23 protein-coding genes and 1 tRNA gene are annotated in these 25,160 nt (G+C 48.0%); 12 read left to right on the plus strand and 12 right to left on the minus strand.

What is annotated here, in order from left to right:
• Nucleotides 1-38: 38 nt before the first annotated feature.
• From ACWHX8_RS00100 to ACWHX8_RS00115, 4 genes are all read right to left on the minus strand, one after another.
• On the minus strand, nt 39-653 hold the full coding sequence (locus ACWHX8_RS00100; protein WP_447969943.1) for a mobile mystery protein B: 615 nt from the start codon (nt 651-653) through the stop codon (nt 39-41).
• Nucleotides 650-1,117, minus strand: a complete 468-nt coding sequence (locus tag ACWHX8_RS00105) for a helix-turn-helix domain-containing protein (RefSeq protein WP_447969944.1) — start codon at nt 1,115-1,117, stop codon at nt 650-652. Before ACWHX8_RS00105 ends, ACWHX8_RS00100 begins: the two co-directional genes overlap by 4 nt.
• Nucleotides 1,118-1,295: 178 nt before the next feature.
• Nucleotides 1,296-2,015, minus strand: coding sequence for an OmpA family protein (locus ACWHX8_RS00110; protein ID WP_447969945.1), 720 nt, complete (start codon nt 2,013-2,015; stop codon nt 1,296-1,298).
• Nucleotides 1,979-3,364 (minus strand): hypothetical protein, encoded by a 1,386-nt coding sequence (locus ACWHX8_RS00115; RefSeq protein WP_447969946.1) that lies wholly within the window; start codon nt 3,362-3,364, stop codon nt 1,979-1,981. The genes ACWHX8_RS00110 and ACWHX8_RS00115 overlap by 37 nt, the downstream gene beginning before the upstream one ends.
• Nucleotides 3,365-3,795: 431 nt before the next feature.
• Here ACWHX8_RS00115 and ACWHX8_RS00120 point away from each other — a divergent pair, with 431 nt between their 5' ends.
• The 3 genes from ACWHX8_RS00120 (at nt 3,796) to ACWHX8_RS00130 (ending at nt 6,834) form a co-directional block, all read left to right on the plus strand.
• Nucleotides 3,796-4,251, plus strand: a complete 456-nt coding sequence (locus tag ACWHX8_RS00120) for a CBS domain-containing protein (protein ID WP_447969947.1) — start codon at nt 3,796-3,798, stop codon at nt 4,249-4,251.
• Between the two features lie 122 nt (nt 4,252-4,373).
• Nucleotides 4,374-6,143, plus strand: coding sequence for a tetratricopeptide repeat protein (locus ACWHX8_RS00125; RefSeq protein ID WP_447969948.1), 1,770 nt, complete (start codon nt 4,374-4,376; stop codon nt 6,141-6,143).
• A 115-nt stretch (nt 6,144-6,258) separates the two neighbouring features.
• Entirely contained in the window at nt 6,259-6,834 is a 576-nt protein-coding gene (locus tag ACWHX8_RS00130; RefSeq protein WP_447969949.1) for a hypothetical protein, read from the plus strand.
• Between the two features lie 8 nt (nt 6,835-6,842).
• Here the strand turns inward: ACWHX8_RS00130 and ACWHX8_RS00135 are convergent, their stop codons facing one another.
• Nucleotides 6,843-7,328: a DUF721 domain-containing protein gene (locus tag ACWHX8_RS00135; protein ID WP_447969950.1), complete on the minus strand. Its 486-nt coding sequence runs from the start codon at nt 7,326-7,328 to the stop codon at nt 6,843-6,845.
• Nucleotides 7,329-7,412: 84 nt separating this feature from the next.
• Between ACWHX8_RS00135 and smpB the strand changes: the two genes are divergently transcribed.
• Entirely contained in the window at nt 7,413-7,883 is a 471-nt protein-coding gene (smpB, locus tag ACWHX8_RS00140) for an SsrA-binding protein SmpB (protein ID WP_447969951.1), read from the plus strand.
• A gap of 101 nt (nt 7,884-7,984) precedes the next feature.
• Complete coding sequence (gene yihA / locus ACWHX8_RS00145; protein WP_447969952.1) at nt 7,985-8,593, plus strand: ribosome biogenesis GTP-binding protein YihA/YsxC; 609 nt, start codon at nt 7,985-7,987, stop codon at nt 8,591-8,593.
• Here yihA and ACWHX8_RS00150 read toward each other — a convergent pair.
• From ACWHX8_RS00150 to rfaE2, 3 genes are all read right to left on the minus strand, one after another.
• On the minus strand, nt 8,565-9,518 hold the full coding sequence (locus ACWHX8_RS00150; RefSeq protein ID WP_447969953.1) for a peptidylprolyl isomerase: 954 nt from the start codon (nt 9,516-9,518) through the stop codon (nt 8,565-8,567). The two genes, yihA and ACWHX8_RS00150, sit on opposite strands and share 29 nt — an antisense overlap.
• Nucleotides 9,519-9,578: 60 nt before the next feature.
• A complete protein-coding gene (mfd, locus tag ACWHX8_RS00155) occupies nt 9,579-13,103 on the minus strand; it encodes a transcription-repair coupling factor (protein ID WP_447969954.1) in 3,525 nt (1,174 codons plus the stop codon).
• A 284-nt stretch (nt 13,104-13,387) separates the two neighbouring features.
• Nucleotides 13,388-13,912 (minus strand): D-glycero-beta-D-manno-heptose 1-phosphate adenylyltransferase, encoded by a 525-nt coding sequence (rfaE2, locus tag ACWHX8_RS00160; protein ID WP_447969955.1) that lies wholly within the window; start codon nt 13,910-13,912, stop codon nt 13,388-13,390.
• Nucleotides 13,913-13,973: 61 nt separating this feature from the next.
• Between rfaE2 and ACWHX8_RS00165 the strand changes: the two genes are divergently transcribed.
• The 7 genes from ACWHX8_RS00165 (at nt 13,974) to rplT (ending at nt 19,761) form a co-directional block, all read left to right on the plus strand.
• Complete coding sequence (locus tag ACWHX8_RS00165) at nt 13,974-15,437, plus strand: SLC13 family permease (protein ID WP_447969956.1); 1,464 nt, start codon at nt 13,974-13,976, stop codon at nt 15,435-15,437.
• 301 nt (nt 15,438-15,738) lie between these two features.
• Nucleotides 15,739-16,341: a helix-turn-helix domain-containing protein gene (locus ACWHX8_RS00170; RefSeq protein ID WP_447969957.1), complete on the plus strand. Its 603-nt coding sequence runs from the start codon at nt 15,739-15,741 to the stop codon at nt 16,339-16,341.
• Nucleotides 16,342-16,447: 106 nt separating this feature from the next.
• Nucleotides 16,448-16,522 (plus strand) — tRNA-Val (locus ACWHX8_RS00175).
• Nucleotides 16,523-16,616: 94 nt separating this feature from the next.
• Nucleotides 16,617-18,584 (plus strand): threonine--tRNA ligase, encoded by a 1,968-nt coding sequence (gene thrS / locus ACWHX8_RS00180; RefSeq protein WP_447969958.1) that lies wholly within the window; start codon nt 16,617-16,619, stop codon nt 18,582-18,584.
• Nucleotides 18,581-19,099, plus strand: coding sequence for a translation initiation factor IF-3 (gene infC / locus ACWHX8_RS00185; RefSeq protein ID WP_447969959.1), 519 nt, complete (start codon nt 18,581-18,583; stop codon nt 19,097-19,099). Before thrS ends, infC begins: the two co-directional genes overlap by 4 nt.
• 48 nt (nt 19,100-19,147) lie before the next feature.
• Nucleotides 19,148-19,351 carry a 50S ribosomal protein L35 gene (gene rpmI / locus ACWHX8_RS00190; protein WP_447969960.1) on the plus strand — a complete coding sequence of 68 codons (204 nt, stop codon included), beginning with the start codon at nt 19,148-19,150 and terminating at the stop codon, nt 19,349-19,351.
• Between the two features lie 41 nt (nt 19,352-19,392).
• Nucleotides 19,393-19,761: a 50S ribosomal protein L20 gene (gene rplT, locus ACWHX8_RS00195; protein WP_447969961.1), complete on the plus strand. Its 369-nt coding sequence runs from the start codon at nt 19,393-19,395 to the stop codon at nt 19,759-19,761.
• Nucleotides 19,762-19,778: 17 nt separating this feature from the next.
• Here the strand turns inward: rplT and pheT are convergent, their stop codons facing one another.
• The 4 genes from pheT to rsmB are packed head-to-tail and all read right to left on the minus strand — an operon-like array spanning nt 19,779 to nt 25,148.
• Nucleotides 19,779-21,464: a phenylalanine--tRNA ligase subunit beta gene (pheT, locus tag ACWHX8_RS00200; RefSeq protein ID WP_447969962.1), complete on the minus strand. Its 1,686-nt coding sequence runs from the start codon at nt 21,462-21,464 to the stop codon at nt 19,779-19,781.
• A gap of 8 nt (nt 21,465-21,472) precedes the next feature.
• Entirely contained in the window at nt 21,473-23,029 is a 1,557-nt protein-coding gene (pheS, locus tag ACWHX8_RS00205) for a phenylalanine--tRNA ligase subunit alpha (RefSeq protein ID WP_447969963.1), read from the minus strand.
• Between the two features lie 8 nt (nt 23,030-23,037).
• The gene (rpe, locus tag ACWHX8_RS00210; RefSeq protein ID WP_447969964.1) at nt 23,038-23,712 is read right to left on the minus strand and encodes a ribulose-phosphate 3-epimerase; all 675 of its coding nucleotides are present in this window, start codon (nt 23,710-23,712) and stop codon (nt 23,038-23,040) included.
• A 2-nt stretch (nt 23,713-23,714) separates the two neighbouring features.
• On the minus strand, nt 23,715-25,148 hold the full coding sequence (gene rsmB / locus ACWHX8_RS00215) for a 16S rRNA (cytosine(967)-C(5))-methyltransferase RsmB (RefSeq protein WP_447969965.1): 1,434 nt from the start codon (nt 25,146-25,148) through the stop codon (nt 23,715-23,717).
• Between the last annotated feature and the right edge of the window lie 12 nt (nt 25,149-25,160).

A 25,160-nucleotide genomic window follows, 5' to 3' on the forward strand; every position in this document is an offset into this window, starting at 1 on the left:
TCCTGCATAAAAGAAAAAGGTGTGACTGAACACCGGTTCTAGCTGGATTCGCTAACACACTCTTCAATACACGTCTTCAATGCCGTAAGGTCGTCTTCATCTGCCTTTTTCATCGCAGCAATATATCGCTCTCGAACATCGTTCCCATGCAATAGCAATTGAATTTGCGGCCACTGTGGTAAACGGCGCTGACAGGAGTAGAAGAAAATATCAGTGATAAGTCGTGCATGTCGTCCGTTCCCGTTTATGAACGGATGTATTTTGGTGAGTCGGTGTTGAAGGCGTGCCGCTACTTCTACTTCCGGCATGGTCGAATTGCTGTCATCCCAGGAAAGAAAATCTCCAGAGAGGAGTCGTATCTGTTCTCGAATGGCTAGTGGTTCGATGCCAACATTTAATCTCGTCTTGCGATATTTCCCGCCCCACTCCCAGATTGCCCCGAACATGTCGAAATGCACTTTGCGGATAAAGTCGTCTGTGAGCCATTCTGCTCCACGTTTTTTCCGTCGTGCACGAAAAATATGTTTATCATAGGCGCGACTGATTGCTTCGGCTTCAGCTGCATTTCGAGCAGTTGAGGTTGTCAGATATTCGAGAATGAGACCTGAGGTGTCTCCTCCTGGAGTTGTACCAATTGGTTGTGAATCACTCATCCATCATCGCTCTTGCGCCATAGACGTTCTCGTGGATCGCTGAGTATGTCATCCGTTCTTTTTTCAAGAAGCTTCTTGAACGTTTCTTTATCTGCCGCCTGTTCCTCGAGCGCCATCGTCCCCATCGTCTTCTTCAATCTTTGGAGTGCGATTACACGGGCACGGCCACGCAATATCTCCTCTAGAGGTTTTCGTGGATGTGGCTCAAAGCGCAGATTACAGGATAGCCCCGTGTAGATGCGCCGAAGCGTGCTCACTCGTGGCTCAGCTTTTCCTGACTCAATGGCCACGAGGTTGGCTTGAGTAATATTTGCGCGTTTTGCGAGTTCAGCCTGAGTCATTCGCAGATAGGTGCGAATAAGCCGTATCCAGTCTTTGTGTGTGAAGTCAGATCCCTCTAATGAATCGACCTGCAATTTTGATAAAGCAATATCATCAACGATCGTGAGAATTTTCTTCCTCATTTACTAAATATATACTGCAAACAATAGAAAATAAATAATAATAATTACTGTAAACAATATAATTTATATATAATAATATACTGTTTGAAATAGTACTATTAATGTAATATATTGATTTTAATGAAAAATTTACGAATTAGCTAAAGTATGGGATCTATTGGAGAATATTTGAAGAACGTTACATGGAAGTAAGAATCTTGGCAGTTCGTTCGGCAGGATGACGTTGCTCAGTCGATCGGAGTCGGATTTTAAAGACGACACGGCGACTCTTGTGGCTATTGACCATGTTATATCGATCATAGATAAGATCTTGCCTGCCACGACCGGCAGCAACGGTCATTTCTTGGAAGCATTGATAGGCCGATGGTTCTTGAGCCTGAATGACTTCCAATCCCTTCACCATCACGGCGAGTGATCGTTCTTGGCTCAGTTGTAAATTATAGACATCGTCACCGCGATCATCGGTGTGTCCTTGAATGGCAAGAGAATCAATTTTCTCTCGCAACGATCCGCAGACGGCACTCGCATAAAATGGAATCACCTCTTCTAAAAATTTATCTGCTTTAGGAGTCAACGTACTTTTTCCAAACTCGAAGGTGAGTAAATTTTCGGGAACGACGATCAGAAGCGTGAGAGGGTCACGTGGGTCGGCTTCGAGCGTAAGTCCCAAGCGTTCCAGGTGATCACGCAACGCGATTCCCACGTTGTCTTTGTTTGCTTGTAATTCAGATTGTGCTTCGGATGTTGTTTGGGTGATGAGGGCGGCAAAGAGCAAAATGAAAATCATGGCCAACGAGGTCATGAGATCGGTAATGCCTACCGTGGTATTGGAATTGTTTGTGCCGTACCCCATCCTGTCTTTTACCCTGTTCGCTTTAAATTTGAGAAGTTTGGCCATCTGGGCCAGAACTTTGTTTTTTTCAAACGATCCATCTGAGACGATGCCGGAAGGTCCGATGATGGAACTTTCCATAAGCGAGGACGGCGGTCAAGCATGAGTTCCGGCGGCATGATAGATTTTTTTCTTACGGGTGAACGATTGACGGTCCTAGGTTCTACGGATGTGAGGGGTGTGCTTTCTGCTTGCGGCTGTTGGGCAAGCGTAGGTTCTACCGGAGTGGGCGGTGTTTTCTCTGTATGAGGTCGCTGGTGAAGCGTAGGGTCTACTGTTCTGAGAGATGTTTTTGCGTTTTTCAACGTCTTGGTAAGGTCATGGATGGTATCGGTGAGTTCCCGAAGTGGGGCCTCAAGTTCTTGTCGTATCACGTGGGGAATATCCGAAAGAACCTCTCGTGTTTCTCGATGCTCATCTTCTTGTAATTTCTTCAAAGACTGTATGCTCGACGTGAGGTTGGCTGTTGGGCCAGCTAGCCCGTTTGCGCTCATTCCACTGAGAGTTTCCTGGTGCGTATGATTTGTTGGTGTGCGCTTTTCCTCTCGATCACCTTGAATCGAGGTCAGGTGTTCCAGCATTTGTTCCATCGTCTTGCGAGGAAAAAGTTGGTCGATGAGGCCGATAAATTCGTGATGAGCAGTCATGAGTTGAGACACCATGGGCTTTTCAATGAACGTAAACAGATTGGCTACGATGAGGCCGACGATGGAGGTCAAGAACTTTCCAGCCAATCCATTAATGAGTCCCTGAATGCCGACAATCTGACTGCCATCCGCATGAAGCTTTCCCAAACCGATAAACAAGGCGATAAATGTCATCAAGAGGCCCATGCCGGTCACCAACGAAGGAAATTGGCTATAAAATGGCAGATTGATTCGATTCGCCATGAGGGCGTCTTGGGTAAAGACTTTTTCGGCGCGAGTTGTACTGAATATGCGGGGTTCCATAAACCACGGCACCCGTTCCAGAATCAGGGTCATTCGGTATTGCGACCAAAGCCCCTGAAACATGGATTCTTTTTCCATTTCGGCATCAAGTGTGTCCAAATCGTTGCAATCGATACGCTGATGCGGGTTGTGATTTGGGTTACGCGGAGATGAGCCTGCTTGGGCCTGAGTAAATCGTTCTCGATCGACATTTCCGCGCTCGTGTATGAGCGCGTGTAGCACGGGGTGTACTCGTTCAAACCCTTGTCGAACAGAGGTGACTTCCTGTCGCAATGTACGGACGTGCCACAGAAAAAAGAGTAGGATTCCAAAGGAGCCCACCCAACTCAGCAGTGGGCTGTGCGGTCCGCCCAAAAAGGAGACATCACGGCTTAAGAATTCCCATAATCCGAAGGCGTTGGTCATCGCAGTCTCTAATATCTTTCCCGTAGAACGTACTTGTTTACAGAGGGGCCCTTCTAAGCTTTTCTCAAGTATTGTGCCGCAACTTCAGTGTCTATAGAATCAACAGAAATAGCCTGAATGGGGCGATAATGGAACCGTGGGTCATGTGTCGATGGGCAAAGAGTGCCATTTGTGATGGGCACAAAAGTCCTTGGGAAATGTGGACCGGCTCGACGGAGAAAGTATTCCCCATTTTGAAAAAATGAATGGAAATGAGCCTGGGATCGGCTTTCTATAAACATATTTTAGGAATGTCATGATGAGTTTTCTTCGTTTCTGGAGGATTTTTCATACATTCCTATTGTGATATGAAATGCGATGGTCTTTGCCTGAGATGTCTGCTTGTATAAATTGAGAGCTATTCTACCGTCCTCTTACCGAAGGAGGTTGCCATGCTCGTTTGTGATGTGATGTCCACAGGGGTTGTGACTGCGCGTACCACGGATTCTGTCCGGTCTGCTATTATTAAAATGCTGAGCCGTCATTGCGGAGCCATTCCGATTATCGACGACGAGCAGAACTTAATCGGACTCGTCGCGCTTCGAGATGTCATGATTCCCCTGTTTCCAAACTTCGGTGACTACATTCATGACACTGTGCATAGTCGCGATTTCTTGGAGATGGAAGAAGGCTATCCGGAAGTCTTACGTCGGAATATTGAATCGGTGATGAGCCGCAATCCGCTGACCGTCACTCCAACCACGACCATTTTAGAGGCCGCGTCCTACATGGGGTTGAAAAATTTCCGACGTATTCCAGTGACAGAGAATGGAAAGCTTGAGGGCATGGTGAGTCTCGGAGATATTAACCGTGGCTTATTTTTCAACAAAGGGTTCATCAACCTCTAATTGAGACGAAAGAATATTGCGTGTTGTGAGTGAGGATTCAATGAATGTATTGGGATAGTTGTTTCATGCGTGAAGGATTACCTTGACATATGACCCACTATTTACCTTTCAGGAACATTGTCGTGCCTCAGACTGCAAAGACCCAGAAGACGTCATTCCAACGGACTTTTGTCTGGCCGAAAGGTTGGGGGAGAGTTGGAACGTCGGTCTCCGTGATTCTTTCTCTCGCTCTGCCCATGAATGACGTCGTTTTGGCAGAAGATCCGTCACCCTTGCGAACGGAAGTGATTGTCCAACAGGCGAAAGACGCCTGGGTGGGCGGGAATAGCGCGGTTGCGCTGGAAATTCTGACTCAGGGCATTCAAGAGCATTCGAACGCCTTGAATTTGGAAAAACTCCACGGCGATATTCTTGCCACCACTCGACAGGATCAGGAGGCGGTTGAGGCATATGACGCCATTCTCCAGAGAACACCTGAAGCCCTGGATATTCGCTGGGCCAAATGGAGTGTTCTCTATCGCTCGGGAAAGGAAGAAGAGGCGATCGATGAGTTTAAACGTATTGCCGAGCTGGATTCGGATAACCCACTCGTGCCTTTACGGATGGCCCATGATCTTCGAATACTCGATCGTCTCGAAGAGTCGCTGGAGTGGTATCAAAAGGCAGTGGCGTTAGCACCGAATTTTCCTGGATGGTGGTTGGCTATGGCGCGAGCACGCTTTGATGTTCTCGATGGTCGCGGGGCACGTGACGATGTTAAGCATGTCCTCACTATGGTCGCTCCCGGTTCCCCGGAGGAGGCTGCCGCTCATAGTTTGTTATCTGTCGTCTACGGCGCGACGAAAGAACGGGGTCGGCGTTTTCAACCCATCTTCAGTCCTGGGAAGACGGCTGCAGATCAAAAAGAATGGGCCTCTATTCGTGCAGAAGGCTGGAGGTTATATAGTGCTGGTCGCTACCGGGAAGCCGAACCTATCCTACAGAGAATTATCGTGCTGAATCCCAGTGATTTTGCCGCGACCCATAATTTAGGTATCACGCTGATGGAACTGGAGCGGTATGAAGAGGCTATTCCAGTTTTGGAAAAAGTGCTGACGCTCACCCTCAAAGAAGAAGTGCTGGCTGATACATTTTTTCGGTTAGGACAATCCAAGGCAGCCTTGGAACGCTGGGCTGAGGCGTTAGATCATTTTCAGATATTGTACGAAACGGCCGTTGAGTTTGAGGAAAGCAACAAAGACGTTGCCATCAAACCGGGCATACGAGTGCTGAGTAAGGAGAAATTGGCGAGTTGGATAGAAAAAGTCCGCCCATATGTTCCCGAGGCCGAACATCCACAGGCTCAAGAACCCACCCAAGCCATCCCCCCTTCGAAGCCATCGGTTCTAAATGAGGAAGAGGTGTATGAGAAAGTGGCTACTGAGAAACTCAAGCCCCAAGATCCTTTGTACCGGAGAGCATTGCTGATGGGCAGGGATGCAGATTTCGGTACATTCCGTTATGTGATTCCTGCCAAGGATGTCTTGCGGGATAATCTGCCAATTGGCAATCATGAATTTATACCCATTGATCCAGGAGACACGTTCCCTTCAACCCAGCCGGAAATTTTCTTGGTATTTGAACTCCTCTCAGCTTCTTTTGATGAAATGCCGCTCACTGTAGAATGCTTTCTGGAAACAGCTCATATGACAAAATCGCAACGTGCCGCCGCCCAGGATCAGGTGATTATATCGATGAATGAGCAGTCTGGATATTTTGTCTTAAGCAAGCCAGAGGCTGACTGGACTTCAGGTTTGTACCGTTGTGGTCTGTATGTGGGAGAGGAAATTTCCGCTAATACGCACACCGATGAAGTGAGATTTCGAATTATTGCGCCAACCGTGTCGTCATAACTTCCCTCCCAAGCATTTCGTGAGGTATATGCTTATCTGATACCTCGTCCTGAGCAAAGGATCTCTATGACGGGATGAGTGAGGGAAGAGCGGTTGCTGCTGTGTGTCATCAACAATGAAGTCAAAAAGCTCTCAGAAAAAGCCGCTGGATACATTGGTGAAACTCGGGCTAGGCGTGTTCATTGGCGGGTTTCTGATGATTGGTATTGGCATGTTCCTCTCTCGCCCTGATCGCACGATTCCACCTTACAGCGTTGGGGCTCAAGAAGAGTCGATGGTGTCTATCCATACGCCGCCTTGGACCAGCGATCCGGAAATTCGAACGCTGCTTGAACGGTTTCGTTCTATCGGACAAGCCACTCGGAACTTCAGCTCGTTGAAGATCCGGCCTACCACACCGGAAGATCCGGAAGGTCGTTATCAACAGATGACGATCTATGTGTTCTCTGACCATGAGTGGGCTGAGCCTGAGAAGCTTCAGCGGTATCTTGCAGAGTCAGACGAGAAAGAAGAGCTTGCGTATAAAGAGACGTTTGAGTCTATGGTGCGAGGCGGAATGGTGTTTGATCTCAAACAGGTCGCCGGCTGGTTGGGACCAGTGGGTGGTCAACGTGTTGGACAATCGAATAGTGACGTCGACTGGCTTTTTCAGGAAAAAGCTCAGAGGGCGCGCGAGGTGCTGACAGACTAAGGCTGAGGCTATGCGTGAGATCGAGGCGGGCGGGCGTCGAGCGAGAGACTTTTGGCGATCACAGTCACGAGTATGGATCGCAGACCAGGTTCTTTAATGCCGACGGTCCATGAGTTCGCTAATTCCAACGCTGCTCCTGTAGGGTTAACCGAAACGTTTGTGGGATGCAATGTGTGTCTACTTGTGAGTGTCGCGGATTGGATGTCGCCAATACGCAAGACAATATCTGTTACTTGGGCCTCTCTAGCAAACGTATTGAGTTTTTCCAAAACCATGGGCTTCAAAAAGACTAATTGTTGAAGCCAAGCTGAATTTTCGGCTACGAGAAATAATTTTCGAAACTTGATTGAGTCTGGTCGAGTGTGTGAGGCTAGGCTTTCCCCAACAATGTGAGCCCAATTGGCCTGGAGTCTGGCTTCCAGAATTTTAATATCGAACCCGAAGGATTTGGCAAACTGAGGCAAAAGAGATCCTGTCGAGGAAAATGAACTCATGGTTTTACTATAACGAAACTCTCTGAGGCAGTCGAGTTTGCATGTGCCTCCAAGAGGTGAGCGGAAAGGGCATTCCATCATTCCATGACGAAAGCCACATCAGAACATATCATCGGGACCAATCGGAAAGCGTTCTACGACTATGCGATTGAACAAAAACTTGAAGCTGGCATCGTCCTGGTTGGGACAGAAGTGAAGTCTCTTCGTGAAGGAAAGGTGAATTTACGAGAGAGTTATGCGTCGGTTGATGCTGGCCAAGTCATCCTTCATCAGTGTCACATCGGGGGCTATAGTCACGGCAATCAGATGAATCATGAACCCATTCGGCCACGGAAGTTGTTACTGCATCAAAAAGAGATTCAGAAAATCCATGGAAAAGTTCAGCAGGCTGGTCTCACGTTAATCCCGCTTCGCATGTATTTTAACCCGAGAGGCCTCGCCAAAGTGGAATTGGCCTTGGCTCGAGGGAAAAAACACTATGATCGTCGGGAAACAGTTAAAAAACGGGAGGCGAGTCGTGAAATTCAACGAGCCATGAAGTCCTCGAGGAGTTGAGACACTCGTCTCTCATCGCTCGTGAAGCGTATCTTGTAGAAGAAAATGGAACTATTTTCCAACGGAATGCCCCATATGGATAGGTATCGAGACGGCTGCAGATGAAAATTCGATCGGCTGAGTTTGTTAAAAGTTGTTTGGTGGCAGATCAATATCCCACTGAACGATTGCGTGAAATTGCCTTGTTAGGACGTTCAAATGTCGGGAAGTCATCGGCATTGAATTCCTTGCTCAACCGGAAAGGCTTAGCGAAGGTCGGAAAAACTCCTGGGAAAACCCAAATGATTAATTTTTTTCGTATAGCCGTGGCGGACTCCCAGGTAGAGCGGTTTCACATGGTCGATCTTCCTGGATATGGGTATGCCAAAGTTCCGCAATCGGTTCGCAAAGAATGGGGTCCTATGGTGGACACGTACTTGACGTCACGAGAGACTTTATGTGGCGTCGTGATTTTTATTGATATTCGACGGGTTGAGCGTTCCGATGTCGAGTTAATGCAATGGTTAAAGACTTTGCCCTATCCCATAGTTGTGGTGGCGACCAAAGTTGATAAAGTGAAGTCTGGAAAGCGTCAGGCCTACCTCAAGCAACTTCGAGAAGGATTATCTCTCCCTGACAGTACGGAATTGTTGCCGTACTCGTCGTACACACATGAGGGTCGGCTAGATGTCTTTCGTGCGGTTAAGAATTTGTTAACGGAGAATATTTGATCTGAATAAAGGCTTTTTGTTTGAGGTCCGCGAGCCAGCGTTGAAAAACTTGTTCTGAACGTTCCTGAACGAGACGTGCTTTGATCTGTGCTTCCACCTCTTCGAAAGGTTTGGGAGATTGTGGCGTGGTTTCATCTAAGGCAATGATATGAAATCCAAGTGTCGTTTCAATTGGTGTACTGACCTCTCCAGGTTTCATTGATAGAAGTGCTTCCGCAATGGGGGCAAGGAGTTCACTGTGGTGAACGAGTCCAAGTTCCCCGCCATCTCCAGCTTCAGGGCCAGCGGAATATTGCAAGGCCAGTTCCCGAAAACTTTCTCCTGTTTGCAGGCGTCGCGAGACTGATCGAGATTGCGCCTGCTTGTGTATGCGCTCTTCTTCAGAGTTCGCAACGAACAGAATTTGACGTAACCGGTAGAGTCGGGAAATCATAAACTGTTGTTGATGCTCTTTGTAATACTGGGAAATTTCGGAATCGGATATGGTCACAATCCGTTGGACTTCAAACGCCCGTATTCTCTCCAGAAGGATTCGTTTTCTCAACTGTTTGGCCAGTTGCGCTTCAGCGGTCGGATCGAGTTGTTGATCTTGGGGGTTGGACTGTTGAATGGCTTTTTCTACTTCCTCATCAGTGACCGTAAACCCTTTGGCCCGAGCTTCTTGGAGCTGCAGCCGTTCCTCAATCAGTGCATTTAACACATCAAATTCTTTATTGGCCATCCGTTGTCTGAGTTGCTCTCCACTGTATCGAGCTTTCATACGAATGTGCTCGTCACGAACCTCTTCTTTGAGCTCAGACAAGGTGATGACTTCCTTATTGACAATGGCCGCGATTCGATCATGGTAGGCCATGAGCCAAGGCGACATGGCTAATGTGAGGAAGCTAAAGCACAATGCGGTTGTTAGAAATACGCGGAAGTGCATGATGTGAACAATCCTCTGTATAAAGCGTATACTAGAATTACCGGATTACTCCGAATACTTTCAAGATGTCCGCTCTTCTACCTGCGTCCGGCTATAGCGATGAAGTCCCTGTAAGATCGTGTTGAGTTCCGGGTAGAGAACGTCCCACTCTTCAGACGGCATATCCCGTTGAAAGACAAGGGGCGAAAGAAATTGAATGGCTCCCTGACACCGATCCAACAGCCACTGAATGCCGTCCTCTGGTAGTTTGGCCACTTCATGAAAGGCAATAATGAGAGAATGGCCTTGGATGTCTACTGATTCCAGCTTTAAGGCTTTTGCCAGGAGTTTAATTTGCATGACCTCATAGAGGCGTTCTACGGGCGCAGGGAGTGGACCATAGCGATCCTGGGTTTCCCCATGCAGCAGGGCGAGATCTCCAATTTGCTCACTACCGGACAGTCGTTTGTACAGACTTAATCGTTGATGGGTATCTTCAACGTAGTCTTCCGGAATAAATGCAGAGATATGAAGGTGAAGTGTGGGTTCCGGAACTTCTTCGACGACTTGCCCTCTGAGTTGCTGAACAGCCTGCTCGACCATGTGTAAATATAAGTCGAGCCCGATTACCGCGATATTGCCCGACTGCTGTTTTCCTAACAAGTTACCAGCGCCTCGTATTTCCATATCGGCTGCGGCAATTCGAAAACCCGATCCCAGTTCCGTAAATTCCTGAATCGCATTGAGCCGTTTTTGTGCATCTGTGCTCAACGTTTCTTCATTTGGGACAAAGAAGTAGGCATGGGCCTGTTGTCCTCCCCGTCCGACCCGGCCACGCAGTTGATACAGCTGGGCTAGGCCAAATAAATCCGCTCGATCAATCAGAATTGTATTGGCATTGGGAATATCCAGGCCGGACTGAATGATGGCAGTGGCGATCAAGACATCGGCCTCATGGTGAAAAAATTTGAGCATGACGCTTTCGAGTATCCGTTCGTCCATTTGCCCATGTGCGATCACCACGCGTGCCTCAGGGATAAGCTGGTGAAGCCACGTGCCTGTACGTTCCATGGTTTCAATGCGGTTATGAAGATAAAAGACCTGCCCTCCTCGTCCAAGTTCACGATGAATCGCTTCTCGAATGACGTTACCGTCAAATCGTAAGACTTGAGTTTGAATGGCTAAACGCCCAGTTGGCGGACTTTCAATGACGGAAAGGTCTCGAACGCCGGAAAGCGCCATTTGAAGTGTTCGTGGAATGGGCGTGGCTGAGAGCGTCAAGACATCGACTTGAGTCCGGAGTTGCTTGAGTCGTTCTTTGTGGCGAACGCCGAACCATTGCTCTTCATCGGTAATGACAATTCCCAAATTTTTAAAATTCACGTCTTTGGTTAATAGACGATGGGTTCCAATAATAATATCCAATGTGCCCGCGGCAATATCTCGTAGAACGACCTTACATTCGGCTGGACTTTGAAACCGGGTGAGCATGCCGACTCTGACGGGAAACGGAGCAAATCGTAAGGAGAATGTCTCAAAATGTTGTTGGGCCAGTAACGTCGTAGGGACTAAGACGGCCACCTGCCGGTTGTTCTGAACCGCTTTGAATGCCGCCCGCATCGCGACTTCTGTTTTCCCATATCCCACATCTCCACACACGAGCCGATCCATGGGTTTGGGCGATTCCATATCTCGATAAATATCTTCAATCGCTTTGAGTTGACCGGGGGTTTCTTCATAATCGAATGCCGCTTCGAATTCGTGGGTTAACATCGTATCCGGGGTATAGGCGGTTCTTCGGGCTATTTCGCGATTGGCATAGAGTGCGACGAGTTCTTCAGCCATATCTTCAATGCTCTTTTTAACCTTGGCTTTCGTCCTGGCCCAACTGGTTCCGCCCAGCTTATCGAGTTTGGGAGTGCGTTGGTCCACTCCATGGTAGGGTTGAATTTCAGAGAGTCGCTCAAGTGGAACATACAGAGTGTCGGTTCCCGCAAATTGCAATAAAAGATAATCACTTTCAGAATCCTGGACTGATAGACGACGCAGGCCCTGATAGCGACTAATGCCATGATGGACATGGACCACAAGATCACCTTCTTGCAGATCATCCAACGACGAGAGAAATTTGGCCGTGTGCGTTTTGGGTTGCGGACGATGGCGTATGCCCTTTCCAAAGAGTTCTTCTTCGGTAATAAAGGCCAGGCGACCTTCATGAGTAATGAGTCCAGACGAGAGTTCCCCCTGAAGGCAATAAAATGGGAATCGATCTTCTGCGATCCGGGTGGTGTGTAGCGCAGGGTCCCACGCTGAGGCCGGATAGCCTTGTTCGGATAACAACCCTAAGAGACGTTCGACTTGGCCTGTGCTGCGAGCGATGAGGAAGACTGGGCCTTGGCTGCGCAGTTGCTCCAGTTTTGCCAAGTTATCTTTTAACGGAACTCCCCTGAGTCCAAGCCCTAAACTCGCAGCGGATAACGCAGGGAATGGAACAACATGTTGCCAGTCTTCCGATTGGGCTGGTGCAATGGAATCAATGCCGAGCGTTGGCCAAGCGTGAATGGTGGTAAGAATGTCGTCATAGAGGTGGTATAAACGGTCAGGTTCAGGATAGGGCGTCTTTCCTGGGCTTTGGGCAGACGATTCTTGTTGGTCCCAGATGTCTAATATTTCATTCCAATATGTTGACGCGGCTTGATTGAGTCCGAGAGGATGATGGAGCACAACATGCGGGGGAGCTTGAAAGTAGTCTGCGATGGATTCCATGGTGCCATAGAGGTTTGGGGCATACCATTCGGCATCGGACGATAGCGAATGTCCGGCTTGTTCGTGTTGGTCTTCAGTGACAAGATATTCTCGAACTGGAAGAATCCACGCTTCAGAAAGCTTCTGGATCGATTCCTGGGTTGATGGATCAAACACACGAAGCGATTCGATCGTGTCCCCTAAAAACTCAACTCGAAGCGGGTGTTCGAAGGCGGTAGAGAAAATATCCATAATGCCGCCGCGCACACTAAATTCTCCAGGAATCTCCACGATTGAGACTCGACGATACCCAAGACGCAAGAGTTTCTTGATCAACGGTTCGTGTTCATAGACGTGTCCCAGGTCAAGCGAAAAACAGGCATCAAAAAACGCGTCTTGCGGAAGCACCTTTTGTAATATCGCTAAGATGGACGTGATAAGAATGGTCGGTTTTCCAGTTGTTAGTCGATGCAATGCGCAGGCTCGTTGAGCGATGACGTCAGTTGGTGGAAGCGAGGATTGATAGGGCAAGCTGGCCCATTGCGGAAAATGAACCAGATGTTCCTGCGGTTTGCCAAATACGGAATAGTAAAATTGGAGATCTTGGAATAGTTGTGTGGCATTCAGTTCGGACTCAGTGATGATAAGCCAGGACTGGTCTGCGGGTTGGCCGTGTGTTGATGTGTCAGAAGATGTCGTGAACTTGGCGCCTTGGCTTTGACAGAACCCTAAGAGTGCAAGCGCGTGCGAAGAGGAGACGGAACTTGTCACGCAGGTTTTTGCATGAGCCTGAACGCCTGGGACAGGAATAGAGGATAATATTTCGCCAAGTGGCGTAAGAAAAGACGATGCGAGCTTCATATCGAGTGAAAATTCTCCTGCGAGTGTGTTGAGCAATCGTGTGAGAGATGATTGTTGTGTTCAGCGATCTCCACGATTGAGCTGAAAGACTTTCGGTGAAAGTTTCGTGTTGCTCTAGCTTGTTATTGGTCGAGTATAAATGGGTACTTTGTAGCGTCTCGGAATACGTCTGACAATTACGTGAGACGGTTTTGGCCTTACCACGCGGATGTGCTGAGCATTGTAGCGGGTACTTGGTTGACGTTACGAATTACATGAAGATTGCTGGCCCAGTACGGCCACAACTATTCAAGGGCCTCACCATACGCGCTTTCCTGTGTTGAAGTCGAATGCATCGAGCGGATCCGTTCGACGATGTGCGTGGTCGAAATATGAGGAACCAACGGGATTGAAACGACCGTTCCTCCATGATCCTCTACAAACTCACGGCCAATAATCTGCTCAGGCAGCCAGTCTCCACCCTTGACCAATACATGTGGATGAAGTGTTTGAATCACTGTGAGCGGGTGAGGCTCATCGAATATCGTCACAAAATCCACGCAGGCTAAGGCCGCGAGGACTTCCGCTCGTTCCTGTTCCTGCACAATCGGGCGATCCATGCCTTTTCCCAAACTTCGCACCGAACGATCACTATTCAACCCGATAATGAGCAGGTCGCCCAACTGTCTGGCTTGATCTAAGTACCGGACGTGTCCAACATGTAGAAGATCGAAGCACCCATTGGTAAAGACCAATTGCTTATTAGCGTAACGTTGAGAGCGGACAATGTTGAGTAGCGCCTCTAATGATTGAATTTTAGGATGCATCATTCTCCAAATTATGCGATAACCCTATGATACCTGCTAATTTTGGGAAATCCTAGGAGGAAAAATGGGGTATTCTCGGAAGGCTCACATTGGCCTTTTTGTTGGCCCACTTGTCGCGACCATCCTCTATTTCTTACTCCCGGCTTCATTGAGTCCATCTGCCAGAACCTTGGCGGCTATATTGAGTTGGGTGGTGACCTATTGGATCACCGAACCAATCCCCCTGCCCGTGACGGCCTTACTTGGGACGAGCCTGTGTGTGGTCATGGGCCTCGGGTCCATGAAGACCGTCTTTTCAGCATATGCCCACCCGATTATCTTCCTTTTTATCGGAAGTTTTTTCCTCGCTGAAGCTCTCGTGGTGCATGGACTTGATAAACGGTTTGGTCTTTGGTTTCTCTCGCAGAAATGGGTTGGTGCTCACCCGGTTCGCGTCTTTGTGGTCATGGGTATTACCGTTGCGATCCTTTCCATGTGGATTAGCAATACGGCTGCGACGGCATTGATGTTACCAATAGCATTAGGCGTGCTGACCACGATGCATGGAACGGAGCAGCAAGCAGGAGGATACAAAACGGGTTTTTTGCTGTTTGTTGCTTATGGCGCGGGTGTGGGAGGGGTCGCCACGATAATTGGGACGCCTCCAAATTTAATCGGTGTCGGCCTACTGGCTGAACAGGCTCATATCTCTATTTCTTTTCTGACATGGTTGATGATTGGTTTTCCATTGGCGATGGTCATGTTAGCGATGACCAGTGTGGTTCTGCTCAAGCTTCATCCACCACCACCCGTCATTCCGAATTTTCTTGACACCTTGAACGCACAGCGTTCCAATCTGGGGCCGTGGAGCATTGGTGAGCGCCATGCCTGTATGGCGTTTTCGCTGGCCGTGTGTTTATGGATTGTTCCTGGTCTGCTGTCCGCATGGTTAGGAGCGGATCATAGCCTCGTGATGTGGTTGAGTCAGCATTTACCGAAAGAACTTGTTCCGATTGTTGTCGCAGGACTCTTATTTTTTCTTCCAATAAATTTTTCTCAAGGACTGTTTACGCTGTCGTGGAAGCAAGCGGCCAATATTAACTGGGGAACCATTTTGTTATTTGGAGGAGGGATTGCGTTTGGCCATTTAATGGTTGAAACCCAACTAGCTCACACTATTGGGGAAGGATTGGTCGGGCTCTTTGGCGTTCAATCCGTGTGGGGGTTAACGGCCATGTCGATCATGACCGCGATTGTGTTGACCGAACTCGCTTCAAATACGGCGGCGGCCAGCATGCTTATTCCCGTGGTGATTGCAATTGCCCAAGCTGCTGACATGTCTCCCATTCCCCCAACATTGGGAGCCTGTATGGGGGCGAGTCTTGCCTTTGTTCTGCCGGTGTCGACGCCGCCGAATGCCATTGTCTATGGTACAGGTCTCGTGCCGGTCACGAGCATGGTACGAGCCGGAGTCATCCTGGATGTTTTAGGCGGAGTTCTCATCTTCATCATGCTCAAAATATTTTGTCCAATGCTTGGATTGATGTAGCAGGATTCTGAAAAAGACGCACTGCCCAGGCTTGTTGCGTGCTGCTCGTATTTGGTGGAGAAAAGACAGAACACGTTTCTCACGAAATACGAGAGGCTATAACGAATCTCAATGTATTGCTAGTCTAGGATGATACAAAGAAACTACGCGAGTTGTTCCACTGCAGAAGTCATATGTTTTGTGAGATGGCTATAACGACGAGATACGTTTTTTCCCCACGATTGACATTTAAAAATACCATACGAGATAATCGTTCTCTTTTTCATTTTCCATTTCATTCACCCTTTTTCATTCTTTCTCCATGTCCAGTCGTTCATCACAGGTTCGCGTTGTTGTGCTGACCGAAGATTCCAAAATTGCGACCCAAGTTAAATCAGGGGGGCACGAGGATACCATCACGCTTGTCAAGGATTATCAAGCATTGCATAAAGCCATGTCTTCGGAAGATTATAAAGGGGTGTTTCTTGAATGTAATGGATCCAAGCAAGAAGTCTTGCAAGACCTTGGTGAGTCTATTGATTTCTCAAAGACATTTATTTTTGCGGGACCGCTGCCTTCTATAGACTCTCTGAACCAGTTTGTTCAATGGGTGGGATCTGGACAAGAAAAATCATCAAAACCGACGAGAACAAAATTGAGTTTTGTCGACTATGTTGAAGCGCAATTTGGAGAGTTTGTCCGTGCAATGAAACTTGGATCGGCCCAAGATCTCTATCCCACGTTCATTCGAGCTGTCGAACGGCCGTTAATAGAACTGGCTCTTCAAGAAACCAATGGTAATCAAATGCAAGCCGCTCGTTTACTGGGTGTGAACCGGAATACGTTACGGAAGAAAATTGGAGAATTCAATATTTCGGTTGAAGGCTGTAAGAGTCAGCGAGCGAAAAAAAACCTGCTTATCTAAGTCGTCCAACGACAGTGTTTAGACGCTGACCATCACCAAGTCACATACTTGAACGTTGCTTCTTGACAACCTCTGAGTGGTCGACTAGCATGGGTCAAGGGTACATAGGCGCGTAGCTCAGGGGGAGAGCGCTACCTTGACACGGTAGAGGTCGGCGGTTCAATACCGCCCGCGCCTACCACTTTTTCTTTCTAAGGCACCGTAAGCCAGCGCTGTGGTGTCTTTTTTATTTCGTGCTCTGTATTTACATGGCTGTACGCCCTCAACGAGGGCAAATGATCGACATGTCAACTGACCAAAAATCTTCTATACACCTATCTTTCCCTGATGGCACGAGTCAGGAGTTTCCCGCAGGAGTGACTGCAGGAGAAGTTCTTGAACGATCGAAGGGGAACTGGCTGGAAGGAACCATTGCTGTAAAGGTCGATGGTATCCCCAGAGATTTGAGAGCCACGCTTCATCACGATAGTGTCCTAGAGCCTCTGACATTCGATTCAGACGAGGGCAAGGAAGTGTATCGCCATAGCAGCACCCATATTATGGCGCAAGCCGTGAAAGAATGTTTCCCCTCTGTACAAATAACCATTGGGCCGGCTATTGAAGAAGGTTTTTTCTATGATTTTGCCTTTGAGCGACCGTTCACTCCAGATGATTTGGAGCTTATCGAGGCCCGCGCGACTGAGATTATTAAGCGTGATCTGACGATTACGAGGCAGGAGTTTACCAAGCAAGAGGCCATTGAGTTCTTCAAAGCACGGGGTGAAGCCTACAAAGTTGAAATTATCGAAGGATTTCCGGACCATGAACCGGTTTCCGCCTATACGCAAGGCGAGTTTGTCGATCTCTGTCGTGGACCGCATATTCCCTCTACCGGACATATTACAGCCTTTAAGCTCCTGACGAGTGCTGGTGCCTATTGGCGGGGGGACGAACGAAACCCCATGCTTCAACGAATTTATGGGACATCTTTCCCGACACAGGAATCGTTGGATAAGCATTTAGCCAATTTAGAAGAAATTAAAAAGCGCGATCATCGAAAGTTAGGGAAAGAGCTTGATCTCTTTAGTATTCAGGACGAAACCGGGCCAGGACTTATATTATGGCATCCCAAAGGTTCGCTGATTCGACTCCTCATTGAAAATTTTTGGCGAGAGCAGCATGTCAAACATGGCTATGATCTGGTGTATTCTCCCCATGTGGCTCGTTTAGATTTATGGAAAACGAGTGGGCATCTGGATTATTACCGAGAGAATATGTACGCATCCATGCCGGTTGAGTCTAGCGAGTATCAACTCAAGCCGATGAATTGCCCATTCCACATTATGGTGTATAAATCGCATCTCCGGAGTTATCGTGAACTACCGCTTCGATACGGTGAATTGGGTACGGTCTATCGCTATGAGCGCTCTGGTGTTCTTCACGGATTAATGCGAGTTCGTGGCTTTACGCAAGATGACGCGCATTTGTTTTGCCGACCCGATCAACTGGCTGCAGAAGTGAGTAAAGTGTTGGAGTTTATCATTTTTGTCCTTCAAACATTTGGCTTTCACGAATGTGAAATGTACCTTTCAACGCGTCCTGAAAAGTCGGTTGGCTCTACAGAGCAATGGGAACAAGCGACACAGGCATTAGAAAAGGCTTTAACCGATGGACAATTTGCCTATAAAGTTGATCCAGGGGAAGGCGTCTTTTATGGCCCGAAAATTGATGTCAAAATCAAAGATGCGTTAGGACGCTCATGGCAATGCTCGACGGTTCAGGTTGACTTTAATAATCCCAACCGATTTGAGCTCTCGTATATTGCAGAGGATGGAAAATCTCATCAACCCATCATGATTCATCGCGCGCTGATGGGTTCGATTGAACGTTTCTTTGGAATATTATTAGAACATTATGGAGGGGCTTTTCCCACTTGGCTGTCTCCCGTACAGGCTAAAGTCCTCCCAATTTCAGATAAACAACAAGAATATGGGACTTCTGTGCTGAATAAATTGCTTAAAGAGGGCTGTCGGGCCGAATTAGACTTGCGGAATGAGAAAATAGGTCTTAAAATCCGTGAAGCTGAAAAAGAGAAGGTTCCCTATATGCTGGTTGTCGGTGATCGTGAAAATCAAAGCGGCACCGTATCGGTAAGAAAACGAAATGGGAAGAGTTTAGGAACAATGTCGGTAGAGGAGGTTCTTACGATTATTCGAAACGAAATCCCGTCTGTACTGTCCTGTGATTCCTCTCGTCCAGTATGAGCCGACCTCAAGTCGTTAAACAGCGTATTAATCATCTCATACGTGTCCCAGAAGTTCGCGTTATCGGAGCTGAGGGGGAACAACTTGGGGTGATGAAGACACCTGATGCCGTTCGGCAGGCGAAAGAGTCTGGCTATGATTTGGTGGAAGTTGCACCAACAGCCGAGCCTCCCGTGTGTCGGATCATGGACTTTGGGAAATTCAAGTATGAGCAGAGTAAAAAGCAACACCGAACCAAGCAACATCAAAAGTCGACTCAGGTCAAAGAAATTAAGTTGCGGCCTCGCACAGATAAACATGATCTTGAAACAAAAGTTCGTCAGATTCGAGGATTTCTCGAAGAGGGAAACAAGACGAAGGTAACGGTGATGTTTCGAGGACGTGAAATGGCCAATAGAGAATTTGGTTTTACGGCGATTCAAAAGGTCATCGAAGAACTCAATGATTTCGGGATTATTGAAAGTGCCCCACGAATGGAGGGGCGTAATTTATTTATGATAGTGTCCCCCAAGTAACGAATCGATGCATAGCCCTATCACAAAAATGGGCTTGGGAAGGGTAAGATGGCACGGCAAAAGTTAAAAAATCATTCTGGTGCCAGTAAACGGTTCAAACGTACTGGAAGTGGAAAGTGGATGCGCCGACGAGCCAAGATGCGGCATATTCTCACATCAAAAGCTCCACGACAAAAACGTCGCTTGACAGGATCTGCCGTGGTGAGAGATGTTGATTCTCGCGCACTTGATCGTTTACTACCATACTGTTAGTTTCCACGTAGCATAGTGTTTATGAAGAAGGAGAATAAGTCATGCCACGCGTAAAAGGTGGGCCACAGACACGACAAAGAAGAAAAAAGAGACTGAAGCTTGCCAAAGGGCAATACGGAGGGAAGAGTCGGCTCTTTCGAACCGCAACAGAATCAGTCGATAAAGGCGAAGTCTATGCCTACATTGGACGTCGACAACGAAAAAGAGACTTCCGACGTCTCTGGATCGCTCGAATTAATGCTGCTATACGAGCGCATGGCTCTACCTACAGCAAGTTCATGAACGCCCTAAAAAAAGCGGATGTCATGCTTGACCGAAAAATGCTTTCAGAGATGGCGATTCAAGATCCTGAAGGGTTTACCAATTTGGTTAATGGCGTTATGGCACAGACCACCGAAGCGGCTGCGTAAGTACATCGAATCAATCTTTAGAGTTTTATTTGAAATTCGAATGCCGCGATTGGCATGTTAATTTGCCAGGCTTCGAGTACTTCTGGATGAAGCTCTCCAATAAATCCTAATTCCTGTTTCCCACAGATAATCGTACCAACGCGCCCATCTAGAAATGATTGATGGGTGCTTGGTTCCAGCCGGTAATCCCGAACGAGATAGTACATCAAGAGGTCAAGGTACGAGTGAATTTCTGAGAAACTCGCGCCAGGTTGCGCAATCATAGCCGACACATTCACGATTGTTCGCGACCCCAAATCGACTCCCATATCAGGAATTGCCACTTCCCCAATTTCAAACAATTGATGAGGGTAAAATGAGCGAGGCGAGGCCGCTTCTACTCGTAAAAGAAAAGGCAGAATTGAGGAACGAAGGCATGCGTAAGTTTCTGACATAGCATTATCGACTTCAACGACATGACCCTGGGGTGTGCCTGCCAAGCGCATGCGCTCCACTAATTCCATGCGTGACGCTAAAATATTCGAAAACATTTCTTGAAAGCCAAATCCAATCATTAAGTCGCGAATTTGATCGGAAAGTCGCTCAAGTGATGACAGAGTCCCAACGGTAAAATGTCCTGGCATAATGGGGCTAAAAGAGTCATACCCTCGACTGATCGCTACATCTTCGGCCACATCCATGACATGCATGAGATCCTGACGATACGCAGGCATTTTCACAGATAAGCTGTGTTGCGTGGCTTTGACTTGATACCCATAGTCTGAAAGAGCTTGTTGAATGACCTCAGATCCAAGTGGTGTACCAAGGGCATGTTCAATGGCTTTGAGTGAGATCCGTTGAGATTTCGACATATCAAGAGGTGTTTTGACCGTTTTCCCAAATGCTGTAGCATTTGGGTAGACGACATCAATCGGATCAATAGCGGCTCCTCGATCTGCGAGGTTCACGGCCAAAATATTTAATGTGAGCAGAACCATTGGCAGGTCTGTTCCTGTAACCTCTACGAGCAGACCTTGATCTCCTATCTGAACCTCACCAACTTCTCGACTGTTGATGATAGGAGGAAAGGACAGGACTTGGCCGTCTTTATCCCAGAGAAGCGGAACCTGGTCGGCATGAGAAAATTGCGCTCCATATTCCAAGCCTTTCGGATGGACAGCTAAAATTTCCTGGGGAGTCATCTTTTCGGTGAATCCAAGTGGCGTGAAACGTGTTTTTTCCGATTTCACAAGGCCATAGGTCACCGGAAACGAAATCGCGGCCAAACGATAGACACCAATTGAAACCGTTTGACGTTTTCTCCCAAAAATATCGGCTAACTTTTCTTGTGTTTGTATGAGTTGATTCAACCCTTCTTCCGTAACGGTATAGCCTGTAGCTGCGCATGCTGCGGCAAATGGCCTCACATTCTCAATACCAGGAAGTACCATGAGTCGACGTTTGGCCCGGCTTTTACTGGAGAGAAAGGGGTAATCAATTGGCTTCGCAGCAAGGACGAGACGAATTTGGCGGGCAATACCTTCCACGCACCAGAGATCAGGTCGATTGCTGTCTTGCAACTCAATACGCAACTCGCCATTTGCCGGATTATGATCTTTGAGTTCACCTTTGACCAGTTGAAGCCATGATTCAACTTGGCTAATTTCGGCATTTTGACCTAAGAGTTGCTCAAAATCGTTATGGAAAATAGAAATAGTCGGCATAATGTGTACTAAAATTTTCGTCGCATATTGCGAACGGCTTCAAGATCAGAAGTAAATAAATCACGTATGTCATGAATACCCAGGGCAACCATCGCCATGCGATCAAGTCCTAGCCCCCATGCAATTACCGGAACGTTGACCCCTAAGGGAATGGTGACTTCGGGTCGAAAGAGTCCCGCGCCTCCAAGTTCCATCCATCCAAGATGTGGATGACGGACATGTAACTCGACGGATGGTTCGGTAAAGGGAAAGTAGGCGGGCAAAAACCGAATTTCCTTGGCTTGAGCCATTTCCGATGCAAAGAGGTGGAGGAGCCCTAACAACGTTCGAAAATTTATATCGTGGCCTAACACAATACCTTCGACTTGAAAGAAGTCTGTGGCATGAGTGGCATCTACCTGGTCATAGCGAAAGCACCGTGCGATCGAAAAATATTTCCCCGGCACATCAGGATTACTGGCCAATGTTTTAGCCGAAACGGCAGTGCCTTGGCTTCGAAGAATGAGTCGCCTCGCTCGCTCGCGGTCATACGGATATTGCCACCCTTTTGAGCCGGTTGTTCCTCCATCTTCATGGGCATCGGCCACTTGGGAGAGAAAGGGTTCAGCGATAGACTTGGCATGAGTGGGGTTTTTAACAAAATACACATCGTGAATGGCACGAGCGGGATGGAACTGTGGCATATAGAGCGCGTCCATGTCCCAAAACTCCGTTTCAACCAACTCTCCGCGCATTTCCTGAAAGCCCATACTCACAAGTTTCTGTTTGACCGTGTCTAAAAATTCTCTGTATGGATGTCGACGTCCAACGGCGAGTCGAGGAGGACGAAGGCTGATGGAGTATTTTCGAAATGAATAATTTCGCCAAGAACCATCTTTCAGCATATCCGGTGTCAGTTGTGACGTTTCTTTCGAAGAATCTGACGTGGTCAATTGACTAATGGTCTGACCCTCCGGAGTCAAGGCATAGGTACGCAGGATTTCGTCTTCAATGCGAAAGGGTTCTTGTGCGCTCCCGCGTTTGACTGCATATTGTCGAATCAGTGTCTGGTCCGCATCTGGGAATGTTGTCAGCGGATGAGTCTGTTCAGCTAACTGTGTCAGTAATTGTCGTAACGCGTGTGTGGTGGAGCTTGCGGTGTTTGTTGTTTCTAATACCCCTCCCGAAACCAATCGAATGGCTTGATCTTTTTTGAGAAGACCGATCGCACGGCTGAGTTCAGTTGGTTGAAATTGGCCTTGAGCTTGAAGGTCCTTCACCGTCACCTGTTCCCCTCGAGTCTGATACTCTTGAATAGATTGAAGAATCCATTCCGGAGGAGACGTGGCCTGCCTATAAGTGTTTCCTGTCTCACTTAACGACACGACGGGGGTAATGTGTTCGGTTGCCAGGACGATCAGTTGTTTGGTGAGCAGCCATCCGACCGCCATACTGACTTGTGAAGGGTCGAGTTCCGTCGCGTGAGCGAGTTCGTCATCAGAGAGCGCATCTGTTGCATGCTTTAAAACCGTGAGCACTTTGGTTTCGAGTGGATGCAGGCTATCGAGTAGAGCGGTAGTATCCATGGAACACGTTAGACGTTGACGGTCTGTCCTGCTGTTCGCATCTGTTGTATGGTGATTGAAAAGTCGTCACTGCCAAAAATCGCCGATCCAGAGACTAGGACATCAGCTCCAGCTTTGATAATGGAACCGGCATTGTGAAGATTAATTCCCCCGTCGACTTCCAAAAGACCTGGGTTTTTCCCTGCGTTAAGAATCTGACGAATTCGAGAAATTTTCTCCAGGCAGGAGGGAATAAAGGTTTGTCCGCCAAATCCTGGGCTTACCGACATGACAAGGATGAGATCCACCTCGTGAATGACTTCCTCAAGTGTGCTCACCGACGTTGCCGGGTTCAACGTGACGCCAGCTTTGACGTGGCGTTCTTTAATGGACTGGAGTGTTCGGTGAAGATGGGGACAGGCTTCGACATGTACAGTCAAGACGTCAGCTCCAGCGTCAGCGAATTCTCCGATAAATGCATCGGGGTTGGTCATCATCAAATGTACATCCAAAGGAAGCGTGGTGACCTTACGAACCGCTTCAACGATTGGAGGCCCAACGGTGAGGTTGGGCACAAAGTGTCCATCCATAACATCGATGTGGATCCAGTCGGCACCTGCAGCTTCCACTTGGCTGACCGCTTCTGCAAGACGACCAAAGTCGGCTGAAAGAATAGACGGTGCAATGAGTGGAGTTGAGGACATGATTAGTTGTTCCGTTTTTTTAAGCGAGCAGCGAAAAATCCATCCATCGATACCGTATTGAAGGAAGTGATGAAACTTCCCGCATCATTCACGAGTGACTGGGCGGCAGGAGGAAGCCACGGTTTGACGGAATCCTGATAAAAATCCTGATGATGCTCGAGGAATGTGTCTACAGCCTGGCTTGTTTCCTCTAATTCAGTCGAGCAGGCACTATAGACCAACACTCCACCGGGTCTCAAGAGCGTACTCACCTGTGCGAGGATTTTCCCTTGAAGGAGTTGAACGTGATCGATGAGATCTGGTCCTTTTAACCACTTCCCTTCTGGATGACGGCGAAGCACACCCAGGCCCGAGCAGGGAACATCTAGCAAGATGCGATCGAAGCCTTGCTTCAGCAAGGAAGTCCAGGCTCTCTGTTGAGTCTTGTTTGAGGTGGAAAGAGATGTTGTTGAAATATCTTTTTCCATATCCGCGCACAGAGGCGTAATGTTTGTCAGTCCTAGTCGTTGAGAATTGGAGGTCAGACGTTTCAGCCGCTGTGCATCTCGATCTACAGCGATAACTTGTCCATGGTTGAGCATCAGCTGGCTTATATGGGTTGTTTTTCCACCTGGAGCCGCACAGGCATCTAACACGTGATGATCGGGTTTAATGTCCAATAATGGAGGAATGAGTTGAGCCGCTTCGTCTTCAATATAGCACCACCCGTCTGCTAATGGACCAAGGTCTCCCAGTTTTCCACATTTTTCCACAAGCACTCCGAGCGGACTGATCGTGGTTTCTCGTGCTTCATATCCTTCGGATCGTAGTCGGTTTATCAGTTCATCGCGTGAGCACTGCAATGTATTCGTTCGTAAAGTGAGAGGGGGAATCTGAAGCGTCGCCTCGCACAGCGTTTGTGTCTTTTGGGTTCCCCAAACCGATAACCATCGTTCGACTAACCAGGAAGGGCAGGAATGACGAATAGACAAGGCCAAGATGGGATTTTCTGAGGGATGGGGCCATGGAGGAGGAGGGTGGCGAATAATATTGCGAAGCACGGCATTCATCATGCCACTCCAATTGCGGCCACCAATGGTTTTGGCGAGCTTTACCGATTCATTCACAGCCGCCGATGGCGGAATTTTATCAAGATACAGTAATTGATAGGCCCCCAGACGAAAAATCATGGCAACGGTGAGGGGTAATCGTGACATCGGGCGATCAGCCAATTGATTTAATCGCCAATCTAACGTTTCGCGATGCCGTAGGACGCCATACACGAGTTCAAATATCAGACCTCGGTCTAATTCTCGTACTTTCGTCGATTCGAATATCGAATCGACCACGTCATCGGCAAACGGTTGCTGACGATGAATTTTTAAAAGAATGGTCAATGCGGTTGACCGGGCTCCTGCATATGATCGCGGTCGAGCATGTTGAGCAGACACATTCATATATCTCAGAAT

Source organism: Nitrospira sp. M1, from assembly GCF_965152605.1.

What these genes read in the sequence shown, in the direction of transcription:
- rplT (WP_447969961.1), top strand. Translation starts at nt 19,393, where the DNA reads ATGCCACGCGTAAAAGGTGGGCCACAGACACGACAAAGAAGAAAAAAG.
- pheT (WP_447969962.1), bottom strand. Translation starts at nt 21,464, where the DNA reads ATGCCGACTATTTCTATTTTCCATAACGATTTTGAGCAACTCTTAGGT.
- ACWHX8_RS00130 (WP_447969949.1), top strand. Translation starts at nt 6,259, where the DNA reads ATGAAGTCAAAAAGCTCTCAGAAAAAGCCGCTGGATACATTGGTGAAA.
- rsmB (WP_447969965.1), bottom strand. Translation starts at nt 25,148, where the DNA reads ATGAATGTGTCTGCTCAACATGCTCGACCGCGATCATATGCAGGAGCC.
- ACWHX8_RS00135 (WP_447969950.1), bottom strand. Translation starts at nt 7,328, where the DNA reads ATGAGTTCATTTTCCTCGACAGGATCTCTTTTGCCTCAGTTTGCCAAA.
- smpB (WP_447969951.1), top strand. Translation starts at nt 7,413, where the DNA reads ATGACGAAAGCCACATCAGAACATATCATCGGGACCAATCGGAAAGCG.
- ACWHX8_RS00110 (WP_447969945.1), bottom strand. Translation starts at nt 2,015, where the DNA reads ATGGCCAAACTTCTCAAATTTAAAGCGAACAGGGTAAAAGACAGGATG.
- pheS (WP_447969963.1), bottom strand. Translation starts at nt 23,029, where the DNA reads ATGGATACTACCGCTCTACTCGATAGCCTGCATCCACTCGAAACCAAA.
- rpmI (WP_447969960.1), top strand. Translation starts at nt 19,148, where the DNA reads ATGGCACGGCAAAAGTTAAAAAATCATTCTGGTGCCAGTAAACGGTTC.
- infC (WP_447969959.1), top strand. Translation starts at nt 18,581, where the DNA reads ATGAGCCGACCTCAAGTCGTTAAACAGCGTATTAATCATCTCATACGT.
- mfd (WP_447969954.1), bottom strand. Translation starts at nt 13,103, where the DNA reads ATGAAGCTCGCATCGTCTTTTCTTACGCCACTTGGCGAAATATTATCC.
- thrS (WP_447969958.1), top strand. Translation starts at nt 16,617, where the DNA reads ATGATCGACATGTCAACTGACCAAAAATCTTCTATACACCTATCTTTC.
- ACWHX8_RS00105 (WP_447969944.1), bottom strand. Translation starts at nt 1,117, where the DNA reads ATGAGGAAGAAAATTCTCACGATCGTTGATGATATTGCTTTATCAAAA.
- rfaE2 (WP_447969955.1), bottom strand. Translation starts at nt 13,912, where the DNA reads ATGATGCATCCTAAAATTCAATCATTAGAGGCGCTACTCAACATTGTC.
- ACWHX8_RS00165 (WP_447969956.1), top strand. Translation starts at nt 13,974, where the DNA reads ATGGGGTATTCTCGGAAGGCTCACATTGGCCTTTTTGTTGGCCCACTT.
- yihA (WP_447969952.1), top strand. Translation starts at nt 7,985, where the DNA reads ATGAAAATTCGATCGGCTGAGTTTGTTAAAAGTTGTTTGGTGGCAGAT.
- rpe (WP_447969964.1), bottom strand. Translation starts at nt 23,712, where the DNA reads ATGTCCTCAACTCCACTCATTGCACCGTCTATTCTTTCAGCCGACTTT.
- ACWHX8_RS00115 (WP_447969946.1), bottom strand. Translation starts at nt 3,364, where the DNA reads ATGACCAACGCCTTCGGATTATGGGAATTCTTAAGCCGTGATGTCTCC.
- ACWHX8_RS00170 (WP_447969957.1), top strand. Translation starts at nt 15,739, where the DNA reads ATGTCCAGTCGTTCATCACAGGTTCGCGTTGTTGTGCTGACCGAAGAT.
- ACWHX8_RS00100 (WP_447969943.1), bottom strand. Translation starts at nt 653, where the DNA reads ATGAGTGATTCACAACCAATTGGTACAACTCCAGGAGGAGACACCTCA.
- ACWHX8_RS00150 (WP_447969953.1), bottom strand. Translation starts at nt 9,518, where the DNA reads ATGCACTTCCGCGTATTTCTAACAACCGCATTGTGCTTTAGCTTCCTC.
- ACWHX8_RS00120 (WP_447969947.1), top strand. Translation starts at nt 3,796, where the DNA reads ATGCTCGTTTGTGATGTGATGTCCACAGGGGTTGTGACTGCGCGTACC.